We start from the raw sequence: 19,235 nt of genomic DNA, 5'->3' as shown, positions 1-19,235 counted from the left end.
ATGGGCATAGAGCTACCGGGCGAACTGCAGTGGGTTGCCAAATGGGTTGTCGGCGCCGGTGACTGGCCCGAGGGGGACGAAACCGCCATGCGGCGTGTCGCTCACGCATGGGACGCCTTGGCCACCGTGCTGGACAGCGAGATCGAGGCTGACGCCGACGGTGCGCTACGAGACGTCCTCGCCGCGCTTGATAGCGGGAAGACACATGACGCGCTCGCCGACTATCGGCGGCAAATCGCCGGTCCAGACGGGTCACTGCCCGCGTTGATCAAGCGATGCCAATCCCTGGCCGACAGCCTGAACGACGGCGCCAATGACATCGAGCACACCAAGATGGTCATCATCGGGGCACTCGTTATCTTCGCCGCGCAGGCGCTATGGGCTCTAGGGGTCGCTGCGACAGGGATCGGTGCCCCCGCCGCGGCAGCCGCCGAGGTAGCCGCCCGGGTCGCGACTCAGATCACGATCCGGATGGCGATCAGACAGCTTATCCAACGCATGCTGACGCGGGCTGCGGCCAAAGCGGCCGCCCGTGCCGCGTTGAAGGGTGTGGGCTGGGGCATCCTGCAAAGCGGTGGTGTGGACCTGGGCGCCCGCATTGTGCAGATCGCCGACGGTCACCGTGACGGATTGAGCGCCAAGGACTGGAATCAAGTCGGTCTCGGCACCTTGACCGGAACCGTCGCCGGCGCGATCGGAGGCGGGCTCGGCGCCAGCGGCCTCGGAAGCAACGCAGTCGACGCGGCAAGCTCCAGACTCGGCAAAGCCGCCATCCAAACTGGGGTCGACGGAGCCGTCGGCACAGCCGCTTACGCAGCAGGCACCGCAGCGACGGTGCCCCTGGGCGGCAACTTCGAGTTCGGTGCACCGATGGTGACCTCGTCCGTCGCCAACGGTGCCATTTTCGCCGTCGGCGCGGGGGCCCACCACAACCCCGACTCGGCTGCTCCGAGCATCGACCATGACGCCGCGCAGCACCTCGACCTCAGCAGTCCCCAAGACATTGGCACCAAGCCGTCTCCGACCATCGAGGCAGAGCGAGCGCCAGCAGCTACGACCGAGACCAAACCAAGTCCTTCACCAACGGCCGTCGAGCACTCCCCACTCGAGGCACCGCGATCTCCCGCCCAGCATGACGTCACTACGGCGCCGGCCTCGACGGGCACTGAAGCAGTTCGTCCGGATCACCAGCACGACAGTCCATCGGCGACCACCGCGGACATGACCAGTCGGCCGACAACCCACAGCGACGCCTCGCCCATCCCGACGCAACCGCCCGCGCATACGGACGCGATGCCGTCGGGCCATCACGAAACCACGCCGCCGCCACAGGAACAGCCCTCGGCGTCCCTGACCGACAGTCACAGCAGCGGTACGAGGATGGAACGCCTACCGGACGGTTCCACGCTGCTGTCCGGACACGGCTCACTGGACATCGAAACCATTTTGCATCCGCCCAGCCCCGAGGCGCCTCGCACCCTCGATACGCCGACCGTCGAACCGGACGCGCCGCCGTTGGGCGTGAACGCCCCAGCGTCAACGCCTCACGAGGCGGTTGTTCCCAGGTCGATCAGCGATGTTTCTGACGTCGTCTCCGGCGCACCGACGTCGCCAAGCCACCCGAACACGACCGCGGTCGACCCTGTGACGTCGGCTGCTGTGGCTGATGGTCCCTCGATACCGACAACCTCTTCTGTGAGCCCGTCATCCACTCTCGACCTGAGTGCACCTGCACAGGAGGTCAACCGACCGAGCGCACCCAGTCACGCTGTGCCCGCGGATCCTCCACAAGCTGGACCGCCCGCCTCAACTGCGGTTCCACCGGCAGCCCCGCGTGCTGACATCCCCACGGCGGCGAGACCCGAGGCTCGGGCGCCGCAAGCTGCCGTGCCGGCGCCAGCCTCAACGCCGAGAAGCGTTGCACATGATGCCGGGTCCACTCCCGCTCGGTCTCTTCACGAGTCCGAGCTCCGGCCACAGGCTTCGGAGCTGCGGCCGGAGTCTGATCGGCCGACCACGACGATTCCAGAGCGCAGGCCCCCTCGGGAGGACTCCTCCGTCGCTCGGCCGCATGATTCTCATCAGCCGCCGCGTGATCCCGGCGCTCCGGCTCAACACCCTGCCCCTCGCGAGGCACCGCATGTCAGCGAAGCTCGCCCTGAGCGGGAGCACTACCGACAGCAGGCCGATGACGACAGCCGCCTGACTTCGGTCACGCCGCGCGGACGCTCGAACGAAGATGCCGCCTACGACGTGCATCGGTTCACCGATAACCTGGATGACCCGGTCGCGCTGATCAGCATCCAGGTGCATCTCTCACATGGTGACCACATATCCCCGCAGGAACTACAGCAGGTCCTGGAAAGCGCCCAGCTCGGCGCCGACCGAGCGTTCAACAGCGGTGAGCGACTTCTCAGCGGCGACCGCCTGCTGGTGGATATCGTGCACACCGAGGACCCGGCCGCCGCACACCTGCACATCAATGTCGACCATGCGCCGACCGGTCCGAACACCTGGCACCCGAACGACCCCCCCGACGTCCTCGCTGACCACATCCGCCACCAACTCGGCCTACCCACCGATGCCGGGCACACCCCAGGCCTCGACGCGGTCGATCTGCGCCACATCAGCGACGACCTCGCCCGCGCCAACACCCCGTCCCGGTTCCAGGACCTGCCCCAAACGCGGGTTGTCGGCAACGGTCGACTGAATCACCTCGAGAATCCAGCCTTCCAGGCCGCGGTCGAGGATGCGCTGCGCGACGGCAACCGCTTCCTGGTTGGAGCCGATCCCCGCACCAACCCCTACGGGCAGCTGATCAACGACGGCGGGCCGGAAAATCCGGGGCGCAGCAACAACTGCGTCGAACAAGCGCTGGCCGCGATCTCCTCCTTCCACGGCGACCCGCAGGTCGGGGTCCCGAGGTGGGCCGATGTGCTGGCAGACGGAACACTCGATCGCACCGGAGGTGAAGAGGGGGGACTGGAACGCGCTACCGAATGGCTCGGGGGTGAGTGGCAAAACTTCGATCATCAGGGCAAGACCATCCAGGAACAGTTCGACGCACTCCACCAATGGATTGCACATCTGGGCCCGGGATCGTCGGCACTGATCGTCAACGAATGGCACGCCCGCGACGTCAACACAGGTGAATTGCGCTACCACCCCGACGGCTCGCCGGTGGTCGACGGCTCGCACGCCACCGTCATCGTCTACCCCTACGACGCCAGTGGACCCGTATGGTGGGATCCGCAGCAGCGACTGCTATCAGATACACCACCGGCCTACATGTCCGCGAACTCATCGTCGCTCTGGTTCATGACAAACGGCCCCGATGGAGGAATCGACAGTGCCAGAACAGCTTCAGACGCGGGAGCAAGTGGAACAGTATCTGGCACGCATCTTCCCGACCGATCAACAGTTCCAGATACTGAGGACCGAGTACGGGTGGGTCTGTCGGAGGACGCTGACGCCAGAGGAGACCGCCAAGGGGATGGGACTCGGGCTGGGGAACTACGTGATCAACGCCCAGACCGGGATAGTGACAGCGCATTCGAGCCTTCCCCCGCACGTGATCGGGCAGATGTACGACGAAGCGATCCGGAACGGACAACCGATCCAGGGCAGCCAGGTCTACCCGCCCCAGTGGCGCGTGAGCATCCAGCGCATACAGGAAGATCAACAGACGATCGAGTACCAGCTCGAAGCCCAGTCGATGGCGCAACCCCCAGAACCGACCATCTCGCACCAATTGCTGATCGACAAGCACACCCTGTCCTACCAACCGACCGACACCACCTCGGCGAACGCAGTGGCCTGGGCAGAGATGCGCAACCGGGTGGACGGGACCTGGCCGGAGCACGGGACGTTCGAGTACTAAACCCATTCGGCGCAGCGCCCAACGAGGTACCCACCCCGAGATCGGCGCAGGTGCCGGATATCGCGCCGCCAGGCCACACTGAACCGGGCGGACCAGATAGGGATCCGCACGAGCGGCCCAATGAACGGGACCCGCACTCTTCCTCAGAGGGATCCAACTCCTCACGTGACAATCCGACCCCGCCGGGCATGTACCGCGGCGATGACGGCTTGCTTCACCGGCCGGGCGACCGCGCGGACTCTTATCGAGATCCTGACGGCAGGTGGCACCGCCTCGGCGATCGAGAAGGCACCTACCGCGATAGAGCCTTTCAGCTGAGGGACGGCAGTGGCTGGGTCAGTGATCCCGCGGTCAGAGAAGACATCGCGTTCCTGGCAGACAAGGGTCCAGCCCAAGCGCATGAAGTAGCGAACCCAGAGATAAGGTCGAGGCTCGACGAGCTGGCTGGCGAGGCTACCCGGCAAGACCGCGACCGCGCTGCTGTCGCCGAAGTGGTCAAAGCCCACATGAGGGAGTTCGGTGTCGACAAGATCGACCAGCTGAGCGAGAACAAGCTCGCAGGATTCGTCAAAGACCACGAAGGCCGCATCGTCAATGATCCCGTCCTCAGCGACCAAGAGAAGCTGGCCAAGCTCGAGCGGTTGCACGAGATGCGGGACAACGCCAGGGACTACAACCGCCTCGGCACGGAGAAGGTGCTCACCTCGAAAGAAATGGGGGGGTTGGGGGGCATCGCACATGTCACCGAACGCCCCGAGGCGGTACTGCTGACCCCGTTCGAGAACGCGATAGATGGACGCGACACCTTCGACGTCACCGGTTTCATCAGTCATCCGCCCACGCTGATCGTTGATGAGTGCAAGGGCGGCACTTCACAGCTGGGTGCTGCCGATACCGAAAAAGGACGCGCCCAGCAGGGCTCTCGCGAGTACGCCGAGCGCACCGCGGCCATCGAAAAAAACCTCCAGCGACTGCTGTCGGAAACACCCGAGCAGATGCGTGAGCGTGGCCTGGATCCGAACAGCCCGGAAGGGCAACAGTTCTTGAAAGCTCGCGAGCAGCTGCTCCGCGCCCACGCCGACGGAACGCTTCAGGTCGAATACAACCTTGTTCACGTATCCCGCGACGGCACCATCAACGTCGCGCAATTCAATATCGAACGCGACGGGCAGCCCTTCTCGCCTGAACTGCTCGGTGGCATTGACAAGTCCCGTGCCTACGAGCTCGTCACTGCACAAGAACGGGAACAGCACATTGCACAGGCGATAGAGGCGCAAAGGGCGAGGCTGCTGGAGTCGCTGGACCCCCGCGATCGTGACGTTGTGCAAAACGCCGTCGAACGCGCGCTGGAGGCGGTCGACCCTGCCGAACTATCACAGCTTCGGGCTCAAGCGATCGAAGCGATCGAAAAATTCCGAGAAACACTTGGGCAGGATGTGGGGCAAGTCAGCAGGGAGATACTCAAGGCGCGCCAACAATTGGAACAGGCGCAGGCCCTCGAGGTACTCCGTGGTACTGAGGCATTGAATAGCCTGAATCTCGACCCACACTTGAAGCAGGTTGCCGCAGAACTGCTGCGAGTCGACGTGAACGGCAGAGATCGCGGGATAGCGGCAGGCTTGGACAGTGCGCATCGGGAGGTCATTGCCGCGCTGAAGCAGCACGTATTGGACGCCAGGGACGCCCAATCAGCAGCCTCTGCACGCGCTGTAGAACAGGCGCTCGAGCAGGCCAAACAGCTGGTGTGGAGTCAGGAACAAGTTCCTGGCTTGGACATGGCGAGACTGCTGGAGGCTCATCACCTGATCGAGCATGTGGAACAGGTTCAGCGCATTGAGCGTGAGAACAATGCCAACGTTCTCAACCTGATGAAGGCGGCGCCCGAGCATGCGCAGGAAGTGCTGCAAGCGCTGGAAATCGACCGGACAGATGCGATCGGACAAGTAAGAGACGCTGTCACCAGAGAGGTTGTCCAGCAGCACAACCTGCTTGTCGAGCAGAACCCTGCGTTGAGGATTGCGGAGGGACGGGAATCGTCATTCGACGCCAAAGCGTATTTGCTGTGCCTCGAGCACACCCCGAGTCGCTTCGACCGCGACACGAACGCATTTGTCTATGAGTTGCCCGGCCGGGAACCTATCCATGTCCCCTATGACTCGCGCGCCGCGCATTTGGCGCGTGCCTCACAAGCTATCCAACGTGGGCTCTCTATCGACCACGCCGCCCTGATTCACTTAGCCCGAATAAGCCAGGCTGCTCCTGCTCACGAGGCAGTTCGAACCGTTCCGACGGCGGATGAGCTGCGGGTGCGTCGTCACCACCACGAGCTGGCGCGCGAACGCGGCCTGCAGCGGGAGCGGTGAGGTGAAGGTAAGTAAATATTACCAATATGGAGGACCGCCTACGGCCCCCGCTATAAAATTTAGCATAGTAAGTAAACAAAACTGGGGCGAATAAGGGGAGTATTGAGACTTCTGTTGATGGCTACCAGGAGGAAAATTGACCTGTTCGAGACACGGTGGCAGGGATAAATTCGCACACAATGTAAGGTCGTCCTGTGACTGAATGGCGAGCGCTCACCGATACGGAGATCGTCGAGTTGGCGACCCGGCTCCTGTCCCTGGATTGGTCCTGGCGGATGGCTGATATCCCTCAGCTGGCCGCCGAATTCGGCTGGCAGGTCCAGAGTCTGCGGGAGCGATCAGCCATCCTCGACGTCGGCTTCGGGATGGCGAGCGGCGGGGTGCAAGGCCGCGCCGACCACGCCGAAGTGATCGAGGTGGCAGTGACTGCCAGGACAACTAGTGACCCAGCTGGCCACGCATCGCTGCGCGACGCCTTCGCGCGGATGGTGTCGGCACTTACTGATGAACTGGGCGCACCGTCGAAGCAACTCCCAGGCGAAGAACCCGAAGTCCGGTGGGCTAGGGAGAAGACGACGCTCCAACTGGTATGCCTCGGAACGACGGTCTGCCTGTACTTGGTGACCAACTCGTGGCTTGCCATGCACGACAAGACCGTCGAGCTGCAAGAACAAGGACAGATATGAACAGCTGGGCGGAGTTCGCCGACGGCCTGACACAGCACCTGGCCACGTTGTCTGCTGGGACGGTCGTCATCATCGGTGAGGCAGACCAACCGAAGGAGCGCCGCCGCTTCGTCCAGTTCCGGCAACTCGACACCATGATCTGGGCAGAGCTGCCCGGCGACAGCTGGCTTGCCCCCGACGTGCAGGTCGGAGACTCTGGCAGCCAGATTATCGAGGGTGTTGGCTGGCAGCGACCAGACGCCGACCACTGTGACAACTGGTGGTACGAGTTGCGCTGGCCGGCCTCTTCGGACAGCTATCGGCAGTTGGCGGAGAGGATAGTCACTGGTCTCCGTGACGGTTTTCGAATCACGGATCCGACCACGCTGGTGTACCAGGCATGGAGCGAGCGCGGCGGCGAGATCGATCTGCCGCTTCTCGGTCTATCGACGAGGCAGGCACACACCACAGCGAGCGTTGCTCCGAGCTCGGAGGAGCTCACCGCCGGTTGGCGAGTCATGAGGAGCTCGGACGTCGTCGAACTCGCCCTGCAGCTGCAGTCGTTGGTCTGGTCGTGGCGGATGGAAAACCTGATGCACCTGCTGGCGGAATTCAACTGGCGGGATCCGATCATCCAGTCGAGTGACTGGGTTCGCTTCGACAACGGCCTCGGCCCGGGCAGTTGTGACGTGATCGGCAGCGCCGGTCACGCCGAACGTATCGAAATAGCCTTGACCACACTGGCTCCCGACGATACCGCCGGTCGAGCTGCGGTACACGAGGCGTTCGGAGAAGCCGCGGCCGCGCTGACCGCCACGATCGGAGAACCGACCGCGGAGATCGTCGACTCGATCCCCGAGATCCGCTGGACCGGCAAGGAAACAACACTGCTGTTGACCGACCTGGACCTTATGGTGCGACTGTGCGTGGTCACGAACGCATGGCTGACCCACTACGACGAGGCGAACAACCTGCAGCAACGGCGCACTACCTGACCCACGGCTCCTCAATTCCTGTCAAGACCTATCGAACTTCGAAGTCCAGTAGAGGCGTTCAGTGTCTGGCATGAAATAAAATAACGGTTCACCGAGTCATCGAGCATAGGACCGACGAGGGCGCGTGGTTGGTTGCGGCAGGGAGGTCCCCGGCCCTCTACAGTCCCCCTCGGTGGACCGCAGAGCCGACGGACGCGGCGGCGATCGGATCGGACGGGGATTGCGCCGACTACACGCCCCCGCCCCGCGAACAGTGCCCATTCGCCCATTCGAATGGAGCGTCGAGACGGCTCATCCGTGCCGATGAGCGCACAGCAGGAAGGAGTCGGCCGACTGGTCTCCCGGTATCGGCACCTGGTACAGACGCAAGTCTGGGCACACATCGGCGGCCGCCCGCGATCGACAGGCTAGTCGTCTGGCAGTGGACGCGTGCTTTCCCAATATGCTGACGGCAGACGCCGTGGAGAGCCTGGTGCCTGGATGCACACAGCCAGGTTCGGCGAGCGGCTCGCAGAACGGACCGGCGGCAACACCGACAGCGCGCTGCGGACCGACTAAACCACCCGCACCGCGCGTACGCATCACGATTCGGGCTCGGGCCCCCACTGGTGATTGCCGGATGCTCGGCAATCCCGCGATCGGGTCTCAACCTGCGAGTACCTGGGTGATCCTGGCGAGATGGCCGGGTACGGTTGCCGAGTGACTATTCGTGTTCGTTTCGCACCGTCCCCGACGGGGATGTTCCATGTCGGCGGCGCCCGGTCGGCGCTGTTCAACTGGGCGGTCGCTCGCCAAGCTGGCGGGCAGTTCATGCTGCGTATCGAGGACACCGATCAGGCCCGCAACAAGCCCGAGTGGGTTCAGGGCATCATCTCCGCGCTGGCGACGATCGGGATCTCGGAGGCCGATTCGGCGTTCGAGGGCCCGTACTTCCAGTCGGCGAACGCCGAGTCGCACCGTGATGCGGCGGCGCAGCTGCGTACCGCCGGACGCGCCTACCACTGCGACTGCTCCCGCGAGCAGGTCACCGAGCGCACCGGCAAGCCCGATGCGGGGTATGACGGGCATTGCCGCGAGCGCGGTCTGGAGTACGCGCTCGGCCGGGCGCTACGGTTCCGTACTCCGGACGACGGGGAGACCGTTGTCGCGGACCGGATTCGTGGTGTGACCGCGTTCCCGAACCGCGCGATCGAGGATTTCGTCATCGCTCGCGGTGATGGCACTCCGCTGTTCCTGCTGGCCAATGTGGTCGATGACGTCGATGAGCGGATCACCGAGGTGATTCGGGGTGAGGAGCATCTGTCGAACACCCCGAAGCAGCAGCTGCTATGGGAGGCGCTGGGGCACACGCCGCCGGTGTGGGCGCATCTTCCGGTGATCGTCAACGAGAAGCGTCAGAAGCTGTCCAAGCGCCGCGACAAGGTCGCCCTGGAGGATTACATCGCCGAGGGTTACCTGCCCGACGCCATGGTCAACTACCTGATGCTGCTGGGATGGGGACCGCGTGAGGGCGGCCGGGAGATCCGCCCCTACACCGAGCTGGAAGCCCAGTTCGACATCGCCGATGTCACGAAGGCGTCCGCCTTTTTCGATGTGGCGAAGCTGCGGGCGTTCAACGGCGAATACATTCGCGCCCTGGATATTTCGGCATTCATCGATGCGTGCGGGCCGTGGCTTCGTGCTCCGCGCGCACCGTGGCGGGAGGAGGCGTTCGACGCGAAGGTCTTCGCCGCGGTGGCGCCGTTGGCGCAGTCCCGGATCGCGGTGCTCGGCGAGATCACCGGCAATGTCGACTTCCTGTTCCTGGATGAGCCGGTGGTCGATGAGGCGGCGTGGTCGAAGGCGATGAAGCCCGGCGCTGCGGAGATGCTTGGTGCGGCCGCCACGCGGTTGGCCGGCGCGGAGTGGACGGCTGAGGCGATCCGCGCGGCGATCGAGGCCGCTGCCGGTGAGCTGGGCTTGAAGCTGGGTAAGGCGCAGGCACCGGTGCGGGTCGCGGTGACCGGCCGCACCGTCGGTCTGCCGTTGTTCGAGTCGCTCGAAGTGCTGGGCCGGGATCGGACCCTGGCGCGCATCGAGGCGGCCATCGCGAAGCTTGGGTGACCGCCTCGGATCCCGGTTGTAGTTCAGCGGAGGTCGATCAGCCTGTGCTCGGTGGTGTGGCGGTCCACCTCGACCAGCCAGTCCTCGACCCTGTGACCGAACGTCGCCATCTTGGCCACCGCGTCATCGAGCTGCTCGAGATCGACACGGTAGCGATCACTGTCGGTCACGGCAGATCCAATCCCCTCAGCCCCGTGATCGCGTCCCGGTTTGCCGCATCTCGCATCTCGTATCGGGTAGCGGCTTCAGCTAGGCTCGCCGCGGACTGTTCCAACGCGTCGATCACGGTGCCGGCGCCGCGTTTCCACTCCACCCACGACTCGTCATAGGCACTGGCCGCTACGCCTTGCCACCCATCGGCGAGGAGCTCCCGACCGATCGTGTCGTCGATCGTCTTCAACTCTTCTCGGATGGCTTGGGCCTTGTCCGCGGCAAACCGAGCGGCCTCCCGTAGCCGCGCGACCTCGACGTGGAGTTCCTCGGACATCCCCGTCTCCCCTCCCTCATCAAGCCCAGATCGCCCTTGCACTATAGGACGCGTATCGGGTGTGTGAAGATCTTCCGGCACCACCACGGCCCCGGCTGTAACCGCCCATGTCCGGCGGGCGCGACCACCTGGGGTTCGCGCCAGCCGTGACCGGATTCGTCACGGCGGCGGTCCCGCTATCTGCGACGCAACCGGCGGCACCATCGGCGGTCGAACCACCGACGTGCAGCCCATGTTCCGGCCGGTATCGACACCGGCGACGAGGCACTGCACAAGCGCTTCTGCACAGCGTGCGATCACAGGCCGAGAGGTGGGATTGCGAATGTGTTCATCGAGCTGGCAACTGTGGTGACAGGTGTGCCATTGCGTACCCGGTCCGGTATGCGGATCTTGATCGTCGAGGGGCAGGGCGTTGCCAGTCGCTACCTGCGAGACACGGAACGACGCACAGACGTCCGTCGGTGTCGACGGTGACCGGTTGCGAGATCAGCAGCTCATGAAGCGGCGCAGGGCGGCGAAGTTCACCTGCCGGGCCTGCTGCTGGTTGGTACCGTGGTCGCACCGACGTGGTTCTCGTGGCAAAGGAATCCAGGATGAGGTCAGGCTCCGAAGTCTCCGTGACTGAGCTCGCGGCCGACGTAGTTGCCCGCATTCCGAACGGGCGGCGGTACGTACTCGGAATAGCGGGACCTCCCGCGGCAGGCAAGTCGACGCTGTCGCAGAACCTGGCCGCAGCCGTCCGGGCCGAGCACGGTATAGCTGCCGAGATCGCCCCGATGGACGGGTTCCACATGACCTCCGCCGAGTTGGACGTGGTCGGTGCCCGGCACCGCAAGGGCCAGCCCGATACCTTCGACGTCGCGGGTTTCGTCGGGCGGCTGAAACTGCTGCGCGGGGCGCCGCTGGGGCAGCGCGTCCCGTGGCCGATCTACGATCGCGGCCTGCATGACCCGGTGCCCGACGCTATTACCTTCGCCGCGCAGCGCCTGGCGGTCGTGGAGGGCAACTATCTGTTGCTCGATCAGCCCGGCTGGATCGAGGTCCGCGCCCAGCTCGATGAGGTGTGGTACCTCGATGCCGAGGACAACGTCATCGAGCGGAGATTGACCGACCGGCACCTGCTCGGTGGGAAGACGATCGAGCAGGCGAAGACCAAGATCACCGGCAGCGACATGCCGAACGCCCGCTTGATCGCGGTCACACGGGACAGCGCCAGTACTGTGCTGCGCGAAATCGACGGGCGCTACATCATTATCAGGGCAGATCGTTAGCCCAGTTGCGTGTCCCGAAGCTACGGCACGACAGCGTCGACACCGCGGATGCGCGGGTCAGCGCGTCGACGAGGTCCCGGCTCTGGCTGTAATAGGCGCAGAAGGCGCCGTGCAGGATGTCGCCGGCGCCGAGTGTGTCGGCGGGCCCGGTGATCGGGGTGATCTCGATGCTGCCGTGCTGGCCGTCCGCGGCGAATAGGATCGGGTACGGGCCTTGCGTGACCGCAGCGTGTTTCGGCCCCGCCGAACGTAGGTAGTCGATCAGCGCCGTGCGGTCGCCGTGGAAGCCGGGCGGGGAGAATGCCGCGGAGCAGATCGCGATATCGGTCAGCGGCAGAAGCTGATCGTGGATCGGTTTCCAGCGGCCGGCGTCGAGGACGACCGGCACGTCGAGGGCGTTCGCTTTGCGCGCGATGCCCATGGCCAGCTGGGGATGGTGACCGTCGACCAAGACGATCGAGGCATTCTCGACGTAGTCGGCGAGGTCGGCGGTGTAGGGCGCCTGTATTCGCGCCGCGTCGAGGCCGACGATGGTGCGTGAGCCTGCCTCGAGCGCGACCACGATCGAGGATACCGGCGGTTTGCTGCTGCTCTCGGGTGTCGCGTCGACGACGTTGACGTGCTGGCTGGTCAGATCGTGGCGGACGAGATCGGTGAGTGGGTGGCGGCCGAGCGCGGTGATCAGCGTCGTGGGCCTGCCCGACACGATCGCGCAGGCCACTGCGGCGTTCGCGGCTGGTCCGCCGGCACCGAGGAACTGATCCCTGGCTTGGGTTTTCGTGTCCTCGCCGGGGTATCGGTCGACGGCGTAGGCGATATCGAGGGTGGACAGACCCACGAACAGCGCGTCGGGCACGGGGGCTCCTTTCGGGTCAGCGGGTCAGCAGGTGTTCGAGGGCGGCGGTCTGCTCGGAGTAGGTGCGCACGCTGAGCACGGCCGCGAATTCCTGGTGTGCCGCGTGGTCCTGAAGACCAGCCCAGTGCTTGGCCAGATACCAGCTGGCGTCGGTCGTGCCGTAGGGGCCGAGTCCGGCGCAGAAGAACCAGTATCGGTCCGGGTGTAGCTGCGGCGCGGGACGCACGCGGGCGATGAGTCCGATGTTGCGGTTGTCGTCGGAGTTGTAGGAGTTGCCGTCGGCCAGTTGCAGGTACTCGAGATATCCCCCGGCCGAGGGCGGGTTGTCCTTGATGGTGAACAGCGGATCTCGAGTGGTCTCGAGGTACATGTGGGTGCAGTCGTTGGAGCTGAGCCCGAAGGAGATGTAGGGCCGGTCGCAGGCCGCCACGACATCGCGATCACACTGTATATCGACGGCGAGGCCGTCGTGGTGCTGGACCATCGACATCACATACCGCATCCCGCGGACATCGTTTTCGGCCAGCGCGACCGGCACGTCGATGCGGTGCGCGGCGTTGAACACGCTCCTCCAGCTCTCCGGGAACGGTTGCGGTGCGCTGTTGATACAGCCTGACCGGGCCACGGAATCCGCGGGCCCGGTCAGTGGGTCGAAATTCGGGAGGCCGGCGGCTAGTCCGGCTTCTCTCTGTTGTGTTCGTTGAAGGGTCGCGCCGCGCCGATCGGCGGGGCGGTGGCGCTGGGCTGCCGCGCCAACTCCGTTGGCTTGCCTCCTAGACCCCAGTGAACTGGTCCTCTGCTGCTTTCCACTGGTCGGCCAGGTCATCGAACTCACCCTCGGTCACTGCCTCGGAGAAGTACAACCACTCGGTCGGCGTGTAGTCCAAGGTGATGCCGTCGGCGGATTGAAGCGTGGCTGATCCATCAGTGTGGACGGTGATAGCGGGCTCCGAAGGGGCTTCGGAGCGGCCAGTTACAACGTCGAGAAACTGGCGCCACTGGGCGACGGTCACGGGGATGATCGGCTGCGCCTCGGGGTCGTTGCTCGGGTCGCGCAGATATTTGCTGTCCCTGATCAGGATCGTCGTGCCGTTGGCTTTGACCTCCACGCAGCTCCCCCCGCCTCCGTTGCTGCGGCGAGCCTTCCGCCAGGTGGCGGCGTCGTTGGTGGTCATCGTGCAAATCCTTCCAATGCTGAGGTAATGAGGGTCTTGGAGTCCGAGGCGCTGAGCGCTTTCTTGTTGATGTCGCGCCAGACCTGCTCATATGCGGTGAACTCGCCGTGCTTCTGCAAGTACATCGCGCCGGTGAGCGTATCCACATAAGCAAGTGGCGGTTCGATGGGTTCGCCGCTCGGATCGTCCGGGAAGCTGAGTAACTGGAACGAGGTTCCCGCAGTCATGCCGCCGTGAACACCGGCGTCCCAGGGCAGGATTCGGACCGATATGTTCGGCTTGCTGGCCATCTCAAGTATGTGCTCAAGCTGCCGGGTCATGAGTCCTATGTCTCCGACCGGCCGACGTAGCACCGCTTCGTTGAGCACGGTTTCGAGGCGAAGCGGCGTCTCTCGGGTGAGTACGCTCTGACGCTCCATGCGGACCTGAACCCGTTGCTTGAGCTGTTCCGGCGGGTTGAATCCGGCTGGGACGCTGTACAGCAGTTCGGCGTATTCCTCGGTCTGAAGCAGACCGGGGACCAGCTCGGATTCGTAGATCCGGATCGTGGTGGCGGAGTCCTCCATGATGACGAACAGGCCGAACCACTCGGGTAGCTCGGTGTTGGTGTAGTCGTGCCACCACGATTTGGAACGGCCGTTGCGGGTCTCTGCGGCGAGCGCGAGCAAGAGCCGCCGGTCTTCCTCACTCGCCTCGTAGAGGTCGAGCAGGGCTTTCATGTTCGGCACGGTGTACCGCACGGCTTCGTGACCGTCTTCCATCCGCACGATGGTCGATCGGCTGATACCGAGCGCGTGGGAGACCTGATCTTGGGAGCGTTTGCCCCGCAGTCTGGTCAGGCGGCGGCCGATGTGCCGCCGGATGAGCGCGGTGCCCACCGTATCCAGTGCCACGTAAGCCCTCCAATCACGCCGAAGTTGTGTCACGCAAATTAAACAACGACACACCTTCCGCTCACAAGACTACTCCGCGCCAGGCTGACGCAGGTCGAAGCAGAATCCGTCCCGTCTGGGATCAAATGGCATTTTCTGACACAGACTGATTTCGAGCATTGTTTTCTCGGTCCGAGTGTAGAACACTTGCGTTGTGGCCGGAGTCACCCCGGCGCTCCGCAAACAGGCAGGGGATGCGATGGCTGTGAGGATCGAATCGGGTGGGTTTTTGCTGGTCAGGCCATCGAGCCGCCACGTAGGGGGGTGGTGCCGGTGGCCCTCCAAGTAATCCCCCAACGGCTGATGCTCAGCGACGTAACGACTCACCAGGCGCGCTATGTCGGCGGGGATATCTGGGAGCTTTCGTGCCTTCCGGGTCGCCAGCTCACCACCGAGCAGGCCGCCGCCGCGCTTCGAGCCGCTGAGGAATCGACGGCCCTACTCGCATGGATGAGGCCGCGAGCGCTGGAACTGGGCTTGACCGAACGCGAGCTGTTCGGGTTCGTGACCACGGGGGAGTGTGATTGGCCCCGGCCATCGGCCCCCGATGCCCCGACCGTGCGGAGCCGACTCGGGCGGCGGTGGTCACTTGGCGGGGGTGCGGCGTGAACGTCAGGCCGCTGATCTACGGGTACCTGCGTGCTGATCTGGCGCAGCACGCGAGCCAGCTCGAGGAATGGGAACGCCAGATTCGCGAGTTCGCCAGCGCCGAAGGTTTCGATGTCGGGACCGTGTTCCGTGAGCCGCCGGACCGGATGTGGTCCGCGTTCGCCTCGCTGATGATCGAACTGAAGCGCTCCGAGTGCCATGACGTAGCCGTGCCGGCGCTGTCGCACGTGCTCCGGCTGGGTTCGGCGTCGCCGAACGGTCTGGTGGAGCTTCTACGCGCTGAGGCGCACGCCTTTGTGTGGGTCGCCGATCCGGCCGCGAGCCGCGTCGGCTTGAATGCCACGGAGCCGCTGATGCTCCGGCGGAATGGGGGATGACGAGTAGATGCGTTCGCTTTCAACAGTTTTGACGCTGACTGATGTCATTGCGGAGGTAGGCGGGCACCGGGAGGTCTGCCGCCGAGTAGGGCAGTTCGCGGCCTCTGGTGAGATCGCCCGCGCGGCGGTGGTCGCCGCCGAACTGTGCCTTCACGTGCCGGTCCGCCGGATCGGTACGGCCGCGGTAGCGGCCGCCGTCTGGCGGAGGCGCTGATGTTCGAGGATGGCGCGGACAGGCCCGCGACGGTGATCGACACCGCCGAACTCGTATTGGTGGCCACCGACACCGCCAACACCGGCGGCGAGACCCGGGCGGCCTCGGCGCTGCGGTTCTGGCGGCTGCCGATCGAACCGGGCGCGGGGCGGATGCGGGCCCTCGTTACGGGCGCGGCGAATGCGGGCACGTCGCCCCTGCGCCGGCTGCGCGTGCGTGCTCCTCGACGGCACGGTGCTGCTCGAAGTCACCTTCCTGGACGTCGAGCCGAACGACTTCGAACCCGAGCTGATGCCCGCCGGGGCGGATTGGTCCTGGCGGCGAGACAGCAGCGGCCGGTGGTGCTTGTGCGACCGGATCGACCTGCCCCCGCGACGTATACACGAACGAATTACGCAGTGAGAGCGAGGAATAAGTGATGGGCGCTGTGATGGCGACGACAAGAATCAGCGAGGTCGATGGAGATCGGGCCGAATGGTCGATTCTCGGTTCTGTGGTGCACGTGCGGGCGGTTCGCCTCGCCGACGGCACCGAGACAGCGTTCGAGCCGCCGTTAGAGCTGGGCCAGGCGCTCACGCAGATGCCTCGGAAGCTCTGGGACGAAGTGCTTTTCAGATACGGCCTGGCCCGGCGCAGCGCCCAAGACTCGCAGGGGGGGTTCGGTCATGATCGCCCCCGGAGATCCCGGTACGCAGCTACCTCTACAGATAGAGCGGGACGATTCGCCACCCGAGATCAACGTTCAGGAGATGCGAGCGCTGCTCGAAGGGCTCAAGCAGTGGGATGGGACCACCAGCCAGGCTGAACCCGCCGGGGACGGTGAGCAACAGGATATCCGCTCACTGATGGACGAGTCGATGGCAGCGTTCGCGGAGCTGGGCATCCGCGTCGAGTACCGGCCTCGACCTCGCTGACGCACGGTGCGGGCCGGTCGGCGTCGCAGACCTGACGACCACCCTGGTCATTTCTGAGTCCAATCAACCAACCCACCGCAGGGAACGAACCATCATGAGATCATCAGCAGCCTTGGGCTACATCCGTCACGACGAGTCCGGTACACGTCAACCATGGGATGAGACAGAGATCCGACGCGCCGCCCAGGATTGGGGCTACAGCCTGATCAAAATCGTCGTGTTCGGCGACGACACGGACCATCCGGCGATGCGCCTGCAGAACGTGGCACGCAACATGACCCGGGTGCACGGGGTGGAGATCTCGGCCGTGCTCACCCCGAACCTCGAGCATCTCGACGGTGACGCGGGGCCGGTCATCGAGTGGTGTGACGAGGTGGTCACCGTGGCGGACGGGGCGAGCTACAGCCGTCTCGGATCAGATGTCATCGTCTAATGCCGGGTGGCACCTGGGCCTGGTCATCGTGGTCACGCTGGTGTTCGCCGGGGCGATTTCTCGCGCCGCGTGGCTGATGTACAAGGATCGGCCCGATGACGAGCTGAACGGTCAGATCACATCAACATACGACCCCGCCGACTACGCCGACTTCGGTGTGAGCGCCGCCGAGATTCTGTCCAGGCTCGGGCTTGAATACGACGGCGGTGTCGGCGCGATGCGAGTGCCGGGTCCACGAATTCGTCGTTCTCGCCCCAGAACTGGGTATCGGGGACACCGACACTGTGGGCATGTGCGATGGCTTCGTCGCGGTCCGGCGGCGTTTGAAAACCCTTCGGTGTCGCATCCGTGATGTGAGAGACTGAAAACGCCCAATCATGAAGGGGCGCAAGGTGAAAGAGCACCATCTAGAGCTGCTGTGGTTCCGCGCATCCGGGAGGTATATGTGAGTTCGCCGAAAATTTCTCAGCTCGATGATGTGCTAGAGCCGCGCGGTGCAGCTGCCCTGTCCCAGATCGCCGACGATGCTGGGTTCCGCGAGCAGCTGTCGACCGACCCGGGCGCCGCGCTCGACGAGTCCGACCCGACGAGCGGCGAGAAGGCCCGCGTGCCTGGTCCTTCGGTGGTTGAGCTGGAAGTCTGCTCACGCTGCAACCGGGCGTGCTCGTATTGTCCGGTCTCACTGAACCCTCGCCCAAAAGTCCCTGTACGCATGTCGGACGAGGTTTTTCGTGCCGCAATCGGTCAGCTCGCGGACATCTCGTTCTCTGGCCGAATCTCGTACCACCTCTACAATGAACCTCTGCTCCGCAAGGATCTACCGCGACTCGTCCAGCACGTCAATACTACGATTCCTGATGCGTTGCAATTATTGAACACAAATGGCGATCTTCTCGATGATGGAAAGTATGCCGAGTTGCGGCGAGCCGGGATGGATTACTTTTATGTCACCCGCCATTCCGAAGGTCCGTACCCTGATCGAGAATTCCAAATTGTTCAGTATTCACAGGATCTGACGCTGACCAACCGCGGCGGCACTTTGGAGCATCTGCCGAGTGCATCGGCGCAGACCGCCCGAACCCCCTGTTTCGCTCCATCGGAGATGCTGATCGTCACCGTCGCCGGTGACGTGCTGCTGTGCTATGAAGATGCCGAGCGTGGGCATGTCTTGGGCAATGTATTGGACTCATCGATTTCCGAAATATGGGTCACTCACCGATTCAATACGATCCGCGCACGCTTGCGGGCCGGGGATCGTTCGGTCTTTGCCATGTGTAGCGCTTGTTCTAATGTGTCACATCACCGTCCTGGACTGTCCGCGTTGGAAGATCCCGTTCTGAGGTCGGCCAATCTGGATCGTTCGGACGCCGACGCGGTGTCGATTCTCAAGCAGCGGTCTATATCCGCCAGGCTGAGCGGCATTTGACGACCTTTAACCAGAAGCGTCACGAGTATGGGAGCCGAGTATTAACGAGTCAACGACAACAGGCGCACGACAATTCTATTCGTCGCCCGTTATCTGCAATCTGTACAGTCTCCAGCTATCGCCCGAGGTGGCCCATTTCGGGGACGGCGAAGTCCTCGCGAAACGTATCGTCACCGGTGCGGACTTGGCTGGGGGATGTAATTTCATCGATTACGTCGAGATCCCGCCCGGGGTATCCATCGGCGACCATCGCCACACGGAGGCCGAGGAGGAGTTCTATCTTTTTCTCAGCGGAGCAGGTTTGATGCGACTCGAGGATGATGTATTCGAGGTCGCCGCAGGAGACCTCGTGCGAAATAAGCCCAACGGTCTTCACGGATTGACGAATAACGGTCCGGAGATAATCAGGTTGTTCGTCTTCGAACTGGCCGTCCGCAGTACCCACTAACCACGTAAGGCGAAATCGTGAATACAACCACGGCCGTGGGGCGTGCCCCGAGGGCGGCGACATTGCTCAGTAGGAATGGTGACACTC

General features: G+C 64.0%; 18 protein-coding genes. 12 read left to right on the top strand and 6 right to left on the bottom strand.

Annotation, left to right across the window (positions count from 1 at the left end; translation table 11 throughout):
* The 4 genes from ACT89H_RS27750 to gltX all read left to right on the top strand — a co-directional run bounded on the left by ACT89H_RS27750 (position 1) and on the right by gltX (position 10,006).
* Positions 1 to 6,243, top strand: coding sequence for a toxin glutamine deamidase domain-containing protein (locus ACT89H_RS27750; RefSeq protein ID WP_445111622.1), 6,243 nt, complete (start codon positions 1 to 3; stop codon positions 6,241 to 6,243).
* Between the two features lie 194 nt (positions 6,244 to 6,437).
* Positions 6,438 to 6,929, top strand: coding sequence for a DUF6301 family protein (locus ACT89H_RS27745; protein WP_445111621.1), 492 nt, complete (start codon positions 6,438 to 6,440; stop codon positions 6,927 to 6,929).
* Positions 6,833 to 7,903 (top strand): DUF6301 family protein, encoded by a 1,071-nt coding sequence (locus ACT89H_RS27740; RefSeq protein WP_445111620.1) that lies wholly within the window; start codon positions 6,833 to 6,835, stop codon positions 7,901 to 7,903. Before ACT89H_RS27745 ends, ACT89H_RS27740 begins: the two co-directional genes overlap by 97 nt.
* Before the next feature lie 699 nt (positions 7,904 to 8,602).
* The gene (gene gltX, locus ACT89H_RS27735; protein ID WP_445111619.1) at positions 8,603 to 10,006 is read left to right on the top strand and encodes a glutamate--tRNA ligase; all 1,404 of its coding nucleotides are present in this window, start codon (positions 8,603 to 8,605) and stop codon (positions 10,004 to 10,006) included.
* A gap of 23 nt (positions 10,007 to 10,029) precedes the next feature.
* Here the strand turns inward: gltX and ACT89H_RS27730 are convergent, their stop codons facing one another.
* Positions 10,030 to 10,176 (bottom strand): hypothetical protein, encoded by a 147-nt coding sequence (locus tag ACT89H_RS27730; RefSeq protein ID WP_445111618.1) that lies wholly within the window; start codon positions 10,174 to 10,176, stop codon positions 10,030 to 10,032.
* Positions 10,173 to 10,493 (bottom strand): WXG100 family type VII secretion target, encoded by a 321-nt coding sequence (locus tag ACT89H_RS27725; RefSeq protein ID WP_445111617.1) that lies wholly within the window; start codon positions 10,491 to 10,493, stop codon positions 10,173 to 10,175. The genes ACT89H_RS27730 and ACT89H_RS27725 overlap by 4 nt, the downstream gene beginning before the upstream one ends.
* 593 nt (positions 10,494 to 11,086) lie before the next feature.
* Between ACT89H_RS27725 and ACT89H_RS27720 the strand changes: the two genes are divergently transcribed.
* Positions 11,087 to 11,764 carry a nucleoside/nucleotide kinase family protein gene (locus ACT89H_RS27720; protein WP_445111616.1) on the top strand — a complete coding sequence of 226 codons (678 nt, stop codon included), beginning with the start codon at positions 11,087 to 11,089 and terminating at the stop codon, positions 11,762 to 11,764.
* Here ACT89H_RS27720 and ACT89H_RS27715 read toward each other — a convergent pair.
* From ACT89H_RS27715 to ACT89H_RS27700, 4 genes are all read right to left on the bottom strand, one after another.
* Positions 11,748 to 12,620: a PfkB family carbohydrate kinase gene (locus tag ACT89H_RS27715; protein ID WP_445111615.1), complete on the bottom strand. Its 873-nt coding sequence runs from the start codon at positions 12,618 to 12,620 to the stop codon at positions 11,748 to 11,750. The genes ACT89H_RS27720 and ACT89H_RS27715 overlap by 17 nt on opposite strands.
* Before the next feature lie 16 nt (positions 12,621 to 12,636).
* Positions 12,637 to 13,185 carry a hypothetical protein gene (locus tag ACT89H_RS27710; protein ID WP_445111614.1) on the bottom strand — a complete coding sequence of 183 codons (549 nt, stop codon included), beginning with the start codon at positions 13,183 to 13,185 and terminating at the stop codon, positions 12,637 to 12,639.
* Between the two features lie 208 nt (positions 13,186 to 13,393).
* On the bottom strand, positions 13,394 to 13,795 hold the full coding sequence (locus ACT89H_RS27705; protein ID WP_445111613.1) for a DUF397 domain-containing protein: 402 nt from the start codon (positions 13,793 to 13,795) through the stop codon (positions 13,394 to 13,396).
* Entirely contained in the window at positions 13,792 to 14,673 is an 882-nt protein-coding gene (locus ACT89H_RS27700) for a helix-turn-helix domain-containing protein (protein WP_445111612.1), read from the bottom strand. Before ACT89H_RS27700 ends, ACT89H_RS27705 begins: the two co-directional genes overlap by 4 nt.
* A 578-nt stretch (positions 14,674 to 15,251) precedes the next feature.
* Here ACT89H_RS27700 and ACT89H_RS27695 point away from each other — a divergent pair.
* From ACT89H_RS27695 to ACT89H_RS27665, 7 genes are all read left to right on the top strand, one after another.
* Entirely contained in the window at positions 15,252 to 15,713 is a 462-nt protein-coding gene (locus ACT89H_RS27695) for a hypothetical protein (RefSeq protein ID WP_445111611.1), read from the top strand.
* Between the two features lie 394 nt (positions 15,714 to 16,107).
* The gene (locus ACT89H_RS27690) at positions 16,108 to 16,329 is read left to right on the top strand and encodes a hypothetical protein (RefSeq protein ID WP_445111610.1); all 222 of its coding nucleotides are present in this window, start codon (positions 16,108 to 16,110) and stop codon (positions 16,327 to 16,329) included.
* A 263-nt stretch (positions 16,330 to 16,592) separates the two neighbouring features.
* Positions 16,593 to 16,841: a hypothetical protein gene (locus ACT89H_RS27685; protein WP_445111609.1), complete on the top strand. Its 249-nt coding sequence runs from the start codon at positions 16,593 to 16,595 to the stop codon at positions 16,839 to 16,841.
* Between the two features lie 94 nt (positions 16,842 to 16,935).
* Positions 16,936 to 17,274, top strand: coding sequence for a hypothetical protein (locus ACT89H_RS27680; RefSeq protein ID WP_445111608.1), 339 nt, complete (start codon positions 16,936 to 16,938; stop codon positions 17,272 to 17,274).
* A gap of 28 nt (positions 17,275 to 17,302) precedes the next feature.
* Entirely contained in the window at positions 17,303 to 17,626 is a 324-nt protein-coding gene (locus ACT89H_RS27675; RefSeq protein ID WP_445111607.1) for a hypothetical protein, read from the top strand.
* Positions 17,627 to 17,719: 93 nt separating this feature from the next.
* A complete protein-coding gene (locus ACT89H_RS27670) occupies positions 17,720 to 18,700 on the top strand; it encodes a radical SAM/SPASM domain-containing protein (protein WP_445111606.1) in 981 nt (326 codons plus the stop codon).
* Between the two features lie 127 nt (positions 18,701 to 18,827).
* Positions 18,828 to 19,148, top strand: a complete 321-nt coding sequence (locus tag ACT89H_RS27665) for a cupin domain-containing protein (protein ID WP_445111605.1) — start codon at positions 18,828 to 18,830, stop codon at positions 19,146 to 19,148.
* Positions 19,149 to 19,235: the final 87 nt, after the last annotated feature.

The organism is Nocardia aegles (assembly GCF_052545135.1).
Note: the sequence above shows the minus strand (reverse complement) of the source record. Positions and strands in the feature narration are given on the sequence as shown.

What these genes read in the sequence shown, in the direction of transcription:
- ACT89H_RS27725 (WP_445111617.1), bottom strand. Translation starts at nt 10,493, where the DNA reads ATGTCCGAGGAACTCCACGTCGAGGTCGCGCGGCTACGGGAGGCCGCT.
- ACT89H_RS27740 (WP_445111620.1), top strand. Translation starts at nt 6,833, where the DNA reads ATGCCTCGGAACGACGGTCTGCCTGTACTTGGTGACCAACTCGTGGCT.
- ACT89H_RS27680 (WP_445111608.1), top strand. Translation starts at nt 16,936, where the DNA reads ATGAGATCATCAGCAGCCTTGGGCTACATCCGTCACGACGAGTCCGGT.
- ACT89H_RS27705 (WP_445111613.1), bottom strand. Translation starts at nt 13,795, where the DNA reads ATGACCACCAACGACGCCGCCACCTGGCGGAAGGCTCGCCGCAGCAAC.
- ACT89H_RS27750 (WP_445111622.1), top strand. Translation starts at nt 1, where the DNA reads ATGGGCATAGAGCTACCGGGCGAACTGCAGTGGGTTGCCAAATGGGTT.
- ACT89H_RS27720 (WP_445111616.1), top strand. Translation starts at nt 11,087, where the DNA reads ATGAGGTCAGGCTCCGAAGTCTCCGTGACTGAGCTCGCGGCCGACGTA.
- ACT89H_RS27685 (WP_445111609.1), top strand. Translation starts at nt 16,593, where the DNA reads ATGATCGCCCCCGGAGATCCCGGTACGCAGCTACCTCTACAGATAGAG.
- ACT89H_RS27690 (WP_445111610.1), top strand. Translation starts at nt 16,108, where the DNA reads ATGCGGGCACGTCGCCCCTGCGCCGGCTGCGCGTGCGTGCTCCTCGAC.